The organism is Paenibacillus sp. KACC 21273, assembly GCF_028736095.1.
Lineage (GTDB): Bacteria > Bacillota > Bacilli > Paenibacillales > Paenibacillaceae > Saccharibacillus > Saccharibacillus kyungheensis.
In genome coordinates this window covers 5029336-5043733 of the sequence record NZ_CP117876.1, presented here as the reverse complement: position 1 = coordinate 5043733, position 14398 = coordinate 5029336, and the positions used below count along the sequence as shown (strand labels likewise).

The following is a 14398-nucleotide window of genomic DNA, read 5'->3' as shown; positions in this document are numbered from 1 at the left end:
AGATCATGAACGTAACTACAGTATGGAATGGTAAAAGAGCATTTGAAGCAGTAGGGCCTTCCGGTTATCCAATCGGTATGGATGCTACAGCCGCGTATGGTGGCGATGGGAAAGGTGCAACACCGATGGAATTATTGCTTGCGGGTCTAGCAGGATGTATTGGTATTGATATTACAATGATTTTAGATGCGTTTTTGCATAATATTAATAAAATTGAGATCGAAACGGAAGGTACGCGCAAAGAAGCTATGCCTAAAGGATTTACTGCGATCGATCTTATTTTCAAAGTAGATGGAGATATTCCAGATTATCGTGTGTGGAAAGCGATTCAAATGGGCAAAGAAAAGTATTGTGCTGTCTCTGATTCACTAAGTGCAGATATTCATTATCGTCTGATTTTGAATGGTGAAGAAGTAGTACAACCTGCTTAATAGTAAAGAGATATCTTGTTGCTTATACAAGATATCTCTTTTTTTATATCATAAGCGTGATCTTGAATCGGAATAAGTGAAAAATTATACATAATAAAGATAGTCAACGACTATTCGTTAAACGCATTAAAGGGTAGTTTATACATATGAAAGCTTTCCGAGTCTCAATTGCGAAAGTGCGTACGGCAACATGGAGGGGAATACAGTGATTAACCATTCAGAACAAAATCAATTGATTTATGAACATATATATCGTATGTCTCCTTTTGGGATTGCTGTTATTTCACCTAAAGATGGAGCTTGGTTACAGGTGAACCCTGCTTTTTGTAAAATGCTTGGTTACTCTGAAGAAGAAATGTGCCGGATGCGAGAAGAGAATATTACTTGTTTGGAAGATCAATTCCAAATCGGATATCAAAGTATATATGCACAAATGAGAGAAAACCAATCCGAACAATATCATACAGAACATCGGTATTTGCACAAAAAAGGTCATTTAATCTGGACTTCTATCGATATTTCGATTATTTATGATATGCAGCATCAACCTTTATATTATATTGCTCAATTTCAGGATATTACTTCGCAAAAAGAACATGAAATGATTATTGCGGAGAATGAAGATTTATATACTTTAATTACCGAGAATGCGCGCGATTTGATTTCATATAGTACGCCGGATGGGATATTGCGCTATGTGTCAGATTCATTTTATGCTGTGCTAGGCTATCATCCTGAAGAAATGATCGGGCAAGATCGAATGCAATATTATCATCCTGATGATGCATTACAAATGAAAAATAGTGGGAATACGTATCTAGAATGGGGTACGATGACCCGTCGTCTCAAACATAAAAAAGGTCATTATTTGTGGTTCGAGATTTTATTTCAAGTGGTACGCAATGATCAAGGAGAGATCGAGAAAGTTCTAGGTGTTGGACGTGATGTGAATGAACGCAAAAAGAATGAAGATCGACTGGTTGAAGCTCAGCGCATCGCGCATATTGGAGCATGGGACTGGGATATTTCGAATGGCTCCTTTAGTTTTGCAGAAGAAACAAGACGTTTGTTTGGATATGCATTTAGAGCGGAAGAGCCTTATAGCGAAGATATTTTGAAAATGATCCATCCTGAAGATCTGCCGGATTTCCGTAAAGCGATTCGTTACACGATGCTTACTGGTGAAGGCGGCGAACATATTTACCGGATTATTTTAGTCGATGGTACGATGAAATATTTGCAGTCTCACTGGAGTGCAGCACTTGATGATCGAGGTCAACCGATTCATATTATTGGGATGACTCAGGATATTACAGAGCGCACACGTATGGAAGAACGTCTCAAAGATAGTGAACGTAATTATCGCTTGATCTCAGAGCAATCGCTAGATTTTATATCACGTAATTCTGTAGAAGATACTACTTATCTGTATTGTTCACCAGCTTGTTATTCTATTCTGGGTTATCAGCCGGATGAGTTAGAAGGAACACCAGCGATAGAGTATATTCATCCTGATGATGTAAGTGATATCAAACAGTATATGACCTTGAATCTGCAAGGAGAACAGCCTCAACCGATTACGTATCGTCAGCGCCACAAATCAGGTAGCTACGTATGGATGGAGTTGTCCGGTCGGTATGTATACGATGAACATGGCAATATTCAAGAGATGGTGTCGATCGCGCGTGATATTAATGAGCGCAGACAAGCGGCTTTGTTAATCGAAGAAAGCGAACAGCGATACAAATCGTTATTTGAATATAATCCAGCAGGCGTATTTTCATTTGATGTAAATGGACGTTATACCACTGTTAATTCTAATATGGAAAAATTACTAGAACGTACAGAAGCCGAACTGATCGGTATGCCTTTTGAACCGCTGGTCGCTCCTGAAAATATTTATGATACAGCGGAACATTTTGAACTGGCTTTAAAAGGGAAACCGCAGACGTACGAATCTCAGATTATTTTGAAAAATGGAGATCGGCGCGCTATCAGTCTGGTGAATGTGCCGATTGTGGTAGATAAGCAAATTGTAGGTGTCTACGGTATAGCGACAGATATTACTGAAATGAGAAGGTATATTGAACAGATCGAGAAATTAAGCAATGAGTATACACTGATTCTGAATTCAGTCTCTGAAGGTATTTTCGGTCTGGACAATGAAGGCGTTGCTACCTTTATTAATCCGGCGGCAACGCGGATGTTAGGCTTCCATGCACGTGAGTTGATTGGTAAACATCTGCTGGATATGTTCCAGCTAGCTCATCCAGATGGAGGGCCGTATGTAGCGAAAGAAAATCCGATCTATGTTGCTCTATTAGAAGGTTGTTTTCATGAAGAACAGGAAGCGATTTTCTGGCGTAAAGATGGTTCTAGCTTTCTCGTATCGTACCGTATTACACCGATCTGGGATCGAGGTAAGCGCAAAGGTGCTGTTATTGTATTTAATGATATTACGAATGAAAAACAGATTATTCGTGCCAAAGAATTAGCAGAACGTGCTGATCGTGCGAAGTCTGAATTTTTGGCTATTATGAGTCATGAGATTCGGACACCGATGAATGGGATTATCGGCATGACAGGATTATTAGCAGATACACCACTGGACGAAGAACAATTGAGCTATACCGAAATTATTAAAGACAGCAGTGATGCGTTACTGCATATTCTGAATGAAATTTTAGATTTCAGTAAAATAGAAGCCGGTAAAATGGTGCTGGATCATGAACCGATTGATCTAGTGATGTTAGTCGATAGTGTACTGGATCTATTCACTTCTCGCGCTGCTGAAAAAGATATTCAGTTAACTTATCATGTCGATAACCGCGTACCTGCTTCAGTCGTCGGCGATGCGTCTCGCTTGCGGCAAGTGTTGGTTAACTTGGTTAGTAATGCGATTAAATTTACCGATCAAGGAAGTGTACGATTGTCGATTTCGCTATTAGATATGCGCTCGACAGGAGAATGTATTTTGGAGTTTGAGATCAAAGATACCGGAATTGGTATATCTTCAGACAAACAGGATAAACTGTTCCAATCGTTTTCTCAGCTTCATCCTGCCATCAACCGTAAGTATGGAGGAACAGGTCTAGGTCTAGCTATTTGTAAAAAGCTGATCGAGCTGATGGGTGGTTCGATCGATGTGGATAGCGAAGAAGGGCAAGGAGCAACATTCCGTTTTGTAGTTCCTTTCAAACCATTTGAAGAACCGAAGGCTATTGAAGCTATAGGGACAAATAGTGAACAACAGAACCGTTATATGATGCCTGAATTTAAGTATGGCCCTTTACGGATTCTACTGGCGGAAGATCATCCGGTTAATCAGAAATTAATGGTAGAGATTTTGAAAAAGATAGGTTATCAAGCAGATGTAGCGAATAATGGACGTGAAGCATTATCGGCGGCTATCGCTCATCCTTACGATATTATATTTATGGATATACAAATGCCTGAGATGGATGGTATTGAAGCTACACGTAATATCCGGGAGCGTCTAACCGAACAAGAGCAACCAGTGATTATTGCGGTGACTGCTTTTGCACGAATGGAAGATCGTCAAATGTGTTTGGACGCAGGTATGCAAGACTTTATTAGTAAACCATTACGCTTTCCTGATATTGATCGTGCATTACAACAATATGCTAAATATATTCAGCAATCCGAATAAAGGAGGAGTCACATGAAGCGCAAACTATTAATAACAGGCGCAAGTGGTGTGATTGGGAAGAGTCTTTATCAAGGGTTACAACAAGAATATGATGTACTGGCAACAGATATTGAAGGCGATACAGCACAAGGGATACAACCATTAGATATTACTGATGCAGAGCAAATTAAACAAAAAACGGTAGGAATCGATACGATATTGCATATAGCCTGGCAAAAAGATGAAGATGACTTTTTGGGCGTAGCTTTACCTGTCAATGTAACCGGTGCTTATCATTTGTTTGAAGCCGCCAAACAAAATGGCGTTAAACGGATTATTTTCGCAAGTTCGAATCATTCTACAGGCTTCTATCAAGTAGGAGAAACGATAGATGTAAATGATCCGTATCGCCCTGACAGTATTTATGGGTTGAGTAAATGTTATATTGAATTGTTAGGGCGTTTGTATAGCGATCAAAATCATCTTTCTTCTTTCAATATTCGTATCGGGAATTTTCCTGGTGATGATCGACCTCATTCAGAACGTGCTACCCATATCTGGATCTCTGAACGTGATCTACTTCAGTTGGTGAAATGTTGTATAGAAGCACCAGCAGAGCGCAAATATATGAATCTGTACGGTACATCAGCGAATACAGATAATTATTATAATATTGATTATTTAGCAGAAGAGATTGGTTATCGTCCTCAAGATGATGCTACCGAGGTATTGGCTGCTGAGAATCAAAAGAAAGAGCAACTTCCGCAAGATGAGACATTATTTCAAGGTGGGCAAGAAGGATAATTATCATAAAAAACAACAACAAAAGCCAGTTGTCTTCGTATCTGATATGTATTCAGACTTGAAAATGACTGGCTTTTGTATAGTATTGCGGATATTAATGATTGATTATACTTTGAACACAGAAGCAGCGGTATTAAGCTCTTCGGCTAATTGGGCTAACGAGTGAGAAGTAGCGGCTGTTTCTTCAGAAGCGGCAGCAGATTCCTGACTGGCTGCGGCAATCGATTCTACAGCAAACATAACTTCATTAGCTTGAGCAGCTTCTTCTTCGCAAGCCGCTGCAATTTCATTGACTTTAATAGCAGAGTCATTTACTACATTCACAATTTTTTGGAATGCTTCTTCAGTATGAGCAGATTGAGTTACACTGTGAGTCACTGCTTTGACACTGGACTGCGTATTTTTTTGCATCACTTTGATAATCGTGGCAATTTGCTTGGTAGCATCGATACTACGTTCAGCTAATTTACGCACTTCGTCTGCAACAACAGCGAATCCTTTCCCTTGATCACCTGCACGAGCAGCTTCAATAGCGGCATTTAGTGCAAGTAGATTCGTCTGATTCGCAATATCGTCGATAACACTAATGATTTCACCGATACGCTGAGAATCATCTTCTAATTTATTCATAGAATTACTGACTTCATTCATCGACACTTTGGACTCGCTAACAATTTGTTTGCCTTGTTCAGCCATATCTACTGTAAGGTTAGATAGTTCAGCCGCACCGCTTGCACTTACAGCGACAGAATCAATAGCCGCAGAGAGCTCTTTGAACAATTCGGTAATCATTGAAGCAGATTCAGCTTGCGTATTGCTAGTGTTCGCAATCTGCTCTGTACTTGCTGATATTTCTTGTGAAGAAGCCGCTACATTTTCTGAAGATAAAGTAATCCGTTCGATCAATTGGCGTAGATTGGTAGCCATCGTGTGAACCGATGTAGATAACTGTCCAACTTCATCTTTATTTTTATTTTCCAAACTTTCACTAAGATCGCCTTTAGCATACTTGGAGATTAAATCAGTAAGCTTACGTAGTGGAGAAGAGATACTGCGCGAGATTATAGAACCTAGCAAAATACTAAATAACGTAACCAGAATCAGAGAAATAATAGTGATTTTGACACAAGCAACATAGCTGTCTTCAATCTCTTGACTGGCTTGTTGAGCAAGATTCGAATTGTTATCGATCATTACGGCGATGGCATCAGCCACCTGATCGCCTACAGGTTTTAGTGTGTTGTCTTTGTAGTTGTTAAAAACAGTTAGATTATTAGCCTGTGCTAATCGTGTAGCTTCTTCGTATAAGACTAAGTAATCTTTGTATGTTTGATTAAATTTATCCAGATTCGCTTTTTCTTTTTCAGTAGTGATTGAATTGCCATATGTTTGAGCCAAACTTTCCATATTCGTCTGGAAATCTTTCATTTTGGTCAGTAAGGCTAATTTTTTCTCGGATGTCTGTGCTGTACTCACATCCCGCACAGCTACACGCAATCGCTGATAATAGACTTCGATTTGCGATAAATCTTTTACTGCTACGAGATTATGGCTATACATATTCTTAGCTTTGTTGTTCAGATCTTTTAAATTTTGCAAACTGTATAATCCGAAACTAACAAAGATTAAGGTAATAATTAAAAAAGCAGAGATAATTTTTGTTGCCGTCCTCAAATTCCGAAACCACTGCATACCCAAACCTCCCAAATGCATAATGTAAACATGATATATATTTCGACACTATATGATAATTCTTAATAGGAAATTAAAACTTTTGTACCAAAAATTAAAAAAAATAAATATTTTTAATACATTTTCTTCATATTTCCACATTATGGCGTTGATAGCAGACTTGTTTCTGGATCAGGAATAAAGGGGATAAAACTATAAGAAGTATTCATTTAAAATATATTTGCAGGTTCATGCAAAAAAGGAGATTATACGAATGGAAAAAGTAATCGAGACAGAACAAGGGTTAGCATTGCAAATAGATGGTGAAACGAAAGCTGAAATAGGATTTAGTGATTATGATGAGCAATCGATAAGTATCGACCATACCTTTGTGTCTGAAGAATTACGTGGGCAAAAAGTAGGACAAGATCTGGTGAAAAGAGCGGTAGATATTGCTCGTAAACAAGGTAAAACGGTTGTACCTGCTTGTTCGTATGCATTAGCATTATTCAAACGCAATAAAGATTATCACGATATCTGGCGTAAAGACGTATAAAATCCAAACAACCTCAAAATGTTCAAACTGTTGTCACCAAAGGGCTTACCCTCAACTCCAATATAAAACTATAATGAGAGTATGAACTTGAAAGATGGGGAGCGTCTGCATGGATAAAAATACACAGCCTAATATGGCAACACCAAAAACGAATAAAAACTTTGCCGGAATTATTATTACTGTATCCGTTATTGCTAACGTTATTATTTTGTTGTTATTTTTCTCACCAGCAATAGGTTACAAAGGTACAGTCGATTTTGATATTACGTTATTGCCACGAATGAATGCGATCTTTAACAGCTTTACCTTTATTTTTCTAGTAGCAGCTTTAATAGCGATTTTGAGAAAAAATATTAAAGTCCATCGCGGCTTTATTTTAGCGGCTTTTTCATCGACATTGTTATTTCTAGTCACTTATCTAACGTTTCATTATCTATCACCAGAAACCGCTAAATTTGGTGGCGTAGGTATTGTGCGTCCTATCTATTTCTTTATCCTGATTACACATAGTTTCTTAGCTGCGATTATTGTACCGCTTGCTTTGTTTGCTCTGGTATGGGGATGGACGATGCAGATTGCAAAACACAAAAAAATTGTACGTTGGACAATGCCAATCTGGTTATATGTAAGTTCTACAGGTGTTATCGTATATCTGATGATGGCACCGTATTATTGATCACTTTGGATAACTGAACACAACAAAAAGAACCGCAGCGATCCGGGCTGCGGTTCTTTTTGTATAGAAAAATAATGATAAAGTTATTGTAAAAGCTGTATCTTATACAATACCGTCTTTGTAATTGTTCTGCCAGTGTTTGTCGCCTTTGTGTGTGAAGTCTTCTACTGTTCTTTCCAATGTTTCTACCAATTGTGCTTTGATCTCAGCGATTGTATCACGATATACGCGTTCTTCGTTACCGTTGATTTTGTCACCGTAGATTGCTAGAGAAGCTGTATATTGGCGGTGTTTTTCAACCAATTCATCAATAGATTCTAATGCGTGCTCTACATACCGAGTGATAGATTGTTGGTCTTTTGGAAGCATATCACGAAGTTGTTGTACTTTACTTGTGTTTGTCATTTTCGGTCACCTCTTATTATTAATTGTAAATTTACATTAACACTTTTTCACATTAATTACCTTAAATTCGGATTAAATTTTGACAAATTTATGAACGAACTATAACGACAGTCCAATAAAGTGTTGATACATAAGGGAAAAAATATATATATGATCAAGACCTTTGAATTAGGTTAAAGGTCATTGTTTACTGAAAAATGATGTGTCCAATGTGTGTCTGTTAATGTCTATACTATCATTTCGGTAGAATTATTTTCAAATGTTATAGCAAATACTACTTTAGTCACAATTTGTCGATAAATAGGAACTATGTCCTACTTAATTTCCTATAGCCGTATATTTACTATTTTTTCTAGTACTATTCTAGTATAAATCTTTATACACAGTATAAATTTACATATAAATCTATGATATACATTATAACCTCTTTTCCAAATAATTAACCTGTGATACAGTAACGGTCAGATTGTCTATAACTAAAAACACATCGCAAAAGGGGACGTCTTGTAGCAAAAAGACCTATTCAACATCAGAACAATGGTGTAAAGAAGATTATAATGTCTATGATCAACAGCACATCGAACAAATTCTAATAACGAGGACGGTGAATTATGGAAGTACAATCACTACGACAGGTCGAAAAGTTAGCACTTGAAAAAAATCGGATCTACAAACAAAGCAAGCTTCGTTATTTATCGCGTTCGATGCTTGCCAGTATGTTTATCGGATTTGGCGTTATTGTTGCATTCAAAACAGGAAACTTCTTTTATGCAGTTGAATCTCCTATGGCGTACCCGATGGCTGCGTTAACGTTCGGAGCGGCGATCATATTGATCTCTTATGGCGGTGGAGACTTATTTACAGGAGATACCTTCTATTACTCCTACGCGGCGATACGGCGTAAGCTGAAGTGGTTAGATGTGATCAGGATGTGGATCACAAGTTATTTTGGGAATATACTCGGGGCATGTGCATTTGCGTTGCTGATTTTTTTAACAGGATTATATGCAGATCATTCGGTCAATGCGTTTCTGTTAAATGTCGTTCAGCACAAAATGGAAGCGCCTACGATGCAATTGTTTTTCCGCGCTATTTTGTGTAACTGGCTTGTCTGTCTGGCTTTCTTTATTCCGATGGGCTTGAAAGGCGATGGCGCCAAATTATTTGCTATGATGTTATTCGTATTTTGTTTCTTTATTTCGGGATATGAGCACAGTATCGCGAATATGTGTACATTTGCGATTGCTCTGGTAGTGGATCATCCATCTACTATTAATTTTGCAGGGGTTATTCATAATCTTATTCCGGTAACACTCGGGAATTTGATCGGCGGAGCGATCTTTATGTCGACGATGTACTATTATGTTAATAAGCCATTTATGGATGAAGAACACGAGGCATAAGCCAATTAAATACTGATAAAAGACCAGCCATGATCATCATGTGGCTGGTCTTTTTTACTGTATAGTCTTAAAGAACTAAAAATATTTTTAAATTTTAATGAATGTGTGTTTATTCGACAAAATATTGGTTATAATTATATAGTAGTGAGACTTATTACACGTGTCCAACACAAAGGGAGAGCCAACATGAGTGTTTATCAATTTTCTGCAAGAGCTATGAATGGTAAAGAAGTATCATTAGAAGAATATAAAGATCAAGTTATCTTAGTCGTAAATACAGCAAGTCAATGTGGTTTTACATTCCAATACGAAGATTTACAAAAGTTGTATGATCGTTATAAAGAAAAAGGTTTAGTGATTTTAGGCTTTCCTTGCAACCAATTTGCAGATCAAGAGCCTGATGGTAATGATAAAGTAGAAGCATTTTGTATGTTGAATTATGGTGTATCGTTCCCAATGTTCCAAAAAGTAGATGTGCGTGATCAAAATGCTCATCCATTGTTCAAGTATTTGGTAGAACAGAAGTCATTTGAAGGATTTAATATGAATCATTCCGTATCTAAATTGATGGTACAATTGCTGAACGAGAAGCATCCAGAATATTTGCCAGGCGATTCAATCAAATGGAACTTTACTAAATTCCTAATCGATCGTAACGGTGAAGTAGTGAAACGCTTTGAATCGACAACTGATCCTTTGGATATGGAAGAAGATATCGAAGCACTGTTATAAAATTGTAATCCACTATAATGTAAGCTATAAATATAAACGACATGATCAATGAATTGAATATATAGTGAAAGCCTGACAGGATTTTGTCCTAACAGGCTTTTTTTGTGCATAAAAAAACCGACATCTTCACACATGAAGTATCGGTTTGAGGAACAGATTGTGGTGGTAGATTCAACCATTCCAATCTTCCTTATATATAGTATAACAAGATCATCCATATGATCTTTATTCTCAGTAAAAAGGATACTTTTTGATTCTTAACAAACTATGCGCGTGTTCTAGAAGGAGTCTGGCTATGTTTCATATATTCTAATTTACGAATAATTTCTTTTTGCCATTTAAGATCGCCAATACGTACGGCAAGGTTGAGAAGATCCAGATAATCATCTACTTGTAGTGAAGTCTTCTGTGTCATTACGTTCATCGAGATTCCGGCTCCTTTGAAGTTAAAATAGGTTACTGTGCTCCATCAACATCTATATTATCATTTCATTATCAGTTGACTAGGAATGATAATCATTATCATAAATTTATTGTAAACATTAATACAGTCAAATGCAAATGAATTATTCAATTTTTATTAAAAATAAGTATATATTTCGATATGTTCACATGATGTCCATACGTGAGATATGTCATAATCCTTTGCAAACACGTACAATAGTGATCGCAAAGATCAATTTTTACGTAAGTAAAGGAGAGTTATATGTCGTATACCAAAATTAAATGGATCATTTTATTTTTACCTACAGTAACGATTGGCTTATGGGAATATATTCGTCATCAATTTCTAATGCCGTATCTCTCGATGGAAGTGGGTAATTGGTTATCACCGGTTATTATCTATGTGGTCAGTGTTACTTTGCTACGGCAATTATTTGATATGTTAGAAAATACGCGTGCAGCGCTCGATCAAGAGCGGATCGTCAAAGGAAAATTGGAAGAACGTCAGTTGCTCGCTGGAGAACTGCATGATGGAGTAGCTCAATCTTTGTTTTTACTCGGCGTAAAGTTAGATCGAGCAAAACGGATGTATGATGATCCACATGTACAGGAAACGCTTAACGATATCAGTCGCACAGTAAGTGAAGCTAATCACGATGTACGACAAGCGATTGCTGATCTAAAGCATGTTCCTCGTAGTGGAGCAACAGAAGAAGTATCACTTGCTTATCGTGTATGGGAAATGATTCCGTTAGCTGGTGTAAAAACAGAATTAGATTGGAAGTTAGACGATCAATATATCCAACCTGAAGAACAAGCAGAACTATTAGCTTGTATACGAGAAGGGTTATTGAATATTCACAAACATGCGCATGCCCAGCAGGTCTGGATACATAGTGAAGGCAACGAGAATGGCTGGCAGATTGTGATTGAAGATGATGGAGAAGGATTTCATGAACAGTCTTTGCAATTGCCCGATCGATTTGGATTGAAAATTACGGCTGAACGTGCACAGTGGAGAGGATGGGCATTTGCTTTGCAACGTCAACAAGAGCGAACTTTATTTATCATCAAAGGAGGTAATCGTGATGAATAGTGTACGTGTCTTAATCGTCGATGATCATGCTCATGCACGCGAAGCAACGCGTGTGATTTTGTCTGAAGATCCAATGTTCAATATTGTAGGTACAGCGACAAGCGGTCAGGAAGCGTTAGAGTTCACCGAGCAATGGATGCCTGATCTGATTTTGATGGATATTTCAATGAAAGGGATGGATGGGTTAGAAACGACACGTCTGATTAAACTTAGATTTCCTTATATCAAAATTATTATGATGACTGTATCCGATGATGCCGCCCATCTATTCGAAGCGATCAAGCAAGGCGCACAAGGATATATTCTCAAAAGCTTACCACCTTCAATGTGGTTGGAATATTTGCGTAGTGTTGTGCTGGATGAAGCAGGGCTTAGTCAAGAGATTGCACTACGTATTCTGCAACAGTTCCCATCGACCAAAGCGCAAAATGATCCGGTAGCGAACACTTTAACACCACGTGAAAGAGAAATTTTGCACTGGGTATCGTCAGGGCTGACCAATCGAGATATTGCGGCAGAGCTTAATATTTCAGAGCAAACGGTCAAAAATCATCTCAAAAATTTACTACACAAATTGCAATTAGAAAATCGAGTACAATTGACAAGATATGCGATTGAGCATGGATTAGCGTCAGATCAGCTCTATCGTCCATAATCTTTTCAAATTTAAGCCATATTTGTAACAGATATAGCCCTATATAGTCATGTTCAGAATGTACTCACTTCGATACTATAGAGATTGTGATTGCACAAAACAGACTTCATAGAAGGCATCTCACATAAAGTAGGTGAATCATATTTATCATACATCAATTTATTTTTCGATAACCAAGCGGAGATTGTTGTTACCTGTATTGCTAGTCCTTTTGAGTATTTGTAGTGGATTATCCTTTCCACAAAGCACCTCGGCTCATTCGTATGTGCAACAATCTGTCCCTGCTCAAAATGAAGTGCTAGACAAAGCACCTGACAAAATCACATTATTATTCAATGAATCGATACAGCCTGCGTATTATCAGATTGTATTGATGGATTCGTCTGGTCAAAAAATAGACGGAGTCAAAGCTGTTATTGATAGTAAAAATGCAGCTCTATTAGAAGCAAACATTCCGGTGAAGCTTGCTGATGATATTTACAATATTTCATGGAAAGCGGTCTCAGGAGATGGACATCCGGTAGAAGGTGGAATCGTTTTTCAAGTCGGAGACGGTGCTGGCAAAAAAATGTCAGATGCGCCGACTACACTACCAGATAATAAATCGGTCAATCCATTATTGATTGTAATGCGGTGGTTACAGTATACCGGTCAATCATTAGTATTAGGATTGCTTGCGTTATCACTATTTTTATTACCGGCTCGCTTACGTACATCTGAAGCAACAACATGGATGCGTCAGCGTCGATATGCGTTATTTTTATGGATAGGGATGGCACTAACAGTGGTTGCGTTATTGGTTCAATTGCCACTACGCATCGCCTGGAATGCAGATATTCCGGTTATGCAGACTACAACAGAATTAGGAAATACATTCCGTGAAACGACTTTCGGTCAGGTATGGTTGATCCAGATGATCACCGCTGTACTGATCGTTATTCTGGTAGCTTTGTATGCGCATAGCAAGCTTGCAACTGCTGCGAAGCGTGCTATCGGAATGATTGCAATTGCTTTGATGATTGTACAATTACTCGCCAAATCGCTGGATGGACATGCTTATGCAGAACCGTATGCAGGCATTGCGATTGCAGCTGATTTTATCCATCTGGTCTCGGCTCTGGTATGGAGTGGTGCACTGGTAGCAATGGCGGTATTTGTACCGCGTATTGTAGCTCCTTTTACAGGAGAAGAACGCAAAACGGTATATTGGAGTATTGTACGCCGCTTCTCATGGTGGGCGATTATATCGGTAGCGGCTTTATTGGTTACTGGTATTTATGGAAGTATTATTTATCTGCCTAGTCTGATGGCGCTGTTCAATACCGCTTATGGGTTGACGCTACTTGCAAAAATGTTGTTATTCCTTGTGATGGCGGCATTCGGTGCCATGAATTATGTCAAAGGACGACAGCAAAAAGAAGAGCTTGGCAAAGACTTGATGTGGGAAGTGTTAACTGGCTTTGTGATTTTGATGCTAGCGGCGGCGCTGGTGCATCTTTCTCCTCAAGCCGCTCCGATCAGTAATGGAGCGACACCGAAGCAGACCGTACAGACACAAGAAGTCGATGGATATGAGATTAAATTAGAGGTTCCTCAAGCGCAGATGGGTAGCAATAATTTTATCGTATCTGTTAAAAATAAAAATGAAGCCAAACCTGTAGATGTCGAACAAATTACATTAACGATGAATCATATGGATATGGCGATGGCTCCTACTGAAATTCTGCTTACAGCCAGTGATGGCAAAGATGGAGTCTATCAGAAAACAGGTATGGTGAGTATGAATGGCAACTGGCATGTCAAAGTTCATATTTTGACCAAGTCGTTAGATACGATTGATACTGAATTTACACTACGGATTGGTCAATAAGCTGTG

Annotated in this window: 13 protein-coding genes; 10 read left to right on the top strand and 3 right to left on the bottom strand. The window is 38.2% G+C overall.

Annotated features, from left to right (window positions below):
• Nucleotides 1-5 precede the first annotated feature (5 nt).
• The 3 genes from PQ460_RS22120 (at nt 6) to PQ460_RS22110 (ending at nt 4884) form a co-directional block, all read left to right on the top strand.
• The gene (locus PQ460_RS22120) at nt 6-431 is read left to right on the top strand and encodes an OsmC family protein (RefSeq protein ID WP_274171195.1); all 426 of its coding nucleotides are present in this window, start codon (nt 6-8) and stop codon (nt 429-431) included.
• Nucleotides 432-636: 205 nt separating this feature from the next.
• Nucleotides 637-4101, top strand: coding sequence for a PAS domain S-box protein (locus PQ460_RS22115; protein WP_274171194.1), 3465 nt, complete (start codon nt 637-639; stop codon nt 4099-4101).
• A 12-nt stretch (nt 4102-4113) separates the two neighbouring features.
• The gene (locus PQ460_RS22110) at nt 4114-4884 is read left to right on the top strand and encodes an NAD-dependent epimerase/dehydratase family protein (protein ID WP_273614553.1); all 771 of its coding nucleotides are present in this window, start codon (nt 4114-4116) and stop codon (nt 4882-4884) included.
• A gap of 105 nt (nt 4885-4989) precedes the next feature.
• Here the strand turns inward: PQ460_RS22110 and PQ460_RS22105 are convergent, their stop codons facing one another.
• Nucleotides 4990-6576: a methyl-accepting chemotaxis protein gene (locus tag PQ460_RS22105; RefSeq protein ID WP_274171193.1), complete on the bottom strand. Its 1587-nt coding sequence runs from the start codon at nt 6574-6576 to the stop codon at nt 4990-4992.
• 253 nt (nt 6577-6829) lie between these two features.
• Here PQ460_RS22105 and PQ460_RS22100 point away from each other — a divergent pair, with 253 nt between their 5' ends.
• Entirely contained in the window at nt 6830-7111 is a 282-nt protein-coding gene (locus tag PQ460_RS22100; RefSeq protein ID WP_273614555.1) for a GNAT family N-acetyltransferase, read from the top strand.
• 109 nt (nt 7112-7220) lie between these two features.
• On the top strand, nt 7221-7787 hold the full coding sequence (locus PQ460_RS22095) for a DUF420 domain-containing protein (protein ID WP_274171192.1): 567 nt from the start codon (nt 7221-7223) through the stop codon (nt 7785-7787).
• 102 nt (nt 7788-7889) lie between these two features.
• Here the strand turns inward: PQ460_RS22095 and PQ460_RS22090 are convergent, their stop codons facing one another.
• A complete protein-coding gene (locus tag PQ460_RS22090; protein WP_273614557.1) occupies nt 7890-8192 on the bottom strand; it encodes a hypothetical protein in 303 nt (100 codons plus the stop codon).
• A gap of 611 nt (nt 8193-8803) precedes the next feature.
• Here PQ460_RS22090 and PQ460_RS22085 point away from each other — a divergent pair.
• Nucleotides 8804-9595 carry a formate/nitrite transporter family protein gene (locus PQ460_RS22085; protein ID WP_273614558.1) on the top strand — a complete coding sequence of 264 codons (792 nt, stop codon included), beginning with the start codon at nt 8804-8806 and terminating at the stop codon, nt 9593-9595.
• A 186-nt stretch (nt 9596-9781) separates the two neighbouring features.
• Nucleotides 9782-10327: a glutathione peroxidase gene (locus tag PQ460_RS22080; RefSeq protein ID WP_273614559.1), complete on the top strand. Its 546-nt coding sequence runs from the start codon at nt 9782-9784 to the stop codon at nt 10325-10327.
• Nucleotides 10328-10592: 265 nt separating this feature from the next.
• On the opposite strand, the gene PQ460_RS22075 is transcribed toward PQ460_RS22080, so the two are convergent.
• Nucleotides 10593-10751, bottom strand: coding sequence for a hypothetical protein (locus PQ460_RS22075; RefSeq protein ID WP_204826389.1), 159 nt, complete (start codon nt 10749-10751; stop codon nt 10593-10595).
• Nucleotides 10752-11033: 282 nt separating this feature from the next.
• Here PQ460_RS22075 and PQ460_RS22070 point away from each other — a divergent pair, with 282 nt between their 5' ends.
• The 3 genes from PQ460_RS22070 to PQ460_RS22060 all read left to right on the top strand — a co-directional run bounded on the left by PQ460_RS22070 (nt 11034) and on the right by PQ460_RS22060 (nt 14392).
• Nucleotides 11034-11867, top strand: coding sequence for a sensor histidine kinase (locus PQ460_RS22070; protein ID WP_274171191.1), 834 nt, complete (start codon nt 11034-11036; stop codon nt 11865-11867).
• Nucleotides 11860-12522 carry a response regulator gene (locus tag PQ460_RS22065; protein WP_204826391.1) on the top strand — a complete coding sequence of 221 codons (663 nt, stop codon included), beginning with the start codon at nt 11860-11862 and terminating at the stop codon, nt 12520-12522. Before PQ460_RS22070 ends, PQ460_RS22065 begins: the two co-directional genes overlap by 8 nt.
• A gap of 211 nt (nt 12523-12733) precedes the next feature.
• Nucleotides 12734-14392, top strand: coding sequence for a copper resistance CopC/CopD family protein (locus tag PQ460_RS22060; protein ID WP_274171190.1), 1659 nt, complete (start codon nt 12734-12736; stop codon nt 14390-14392).
• Nucleotides 14393-14398 lie beyond the last annotated feature (6 nt).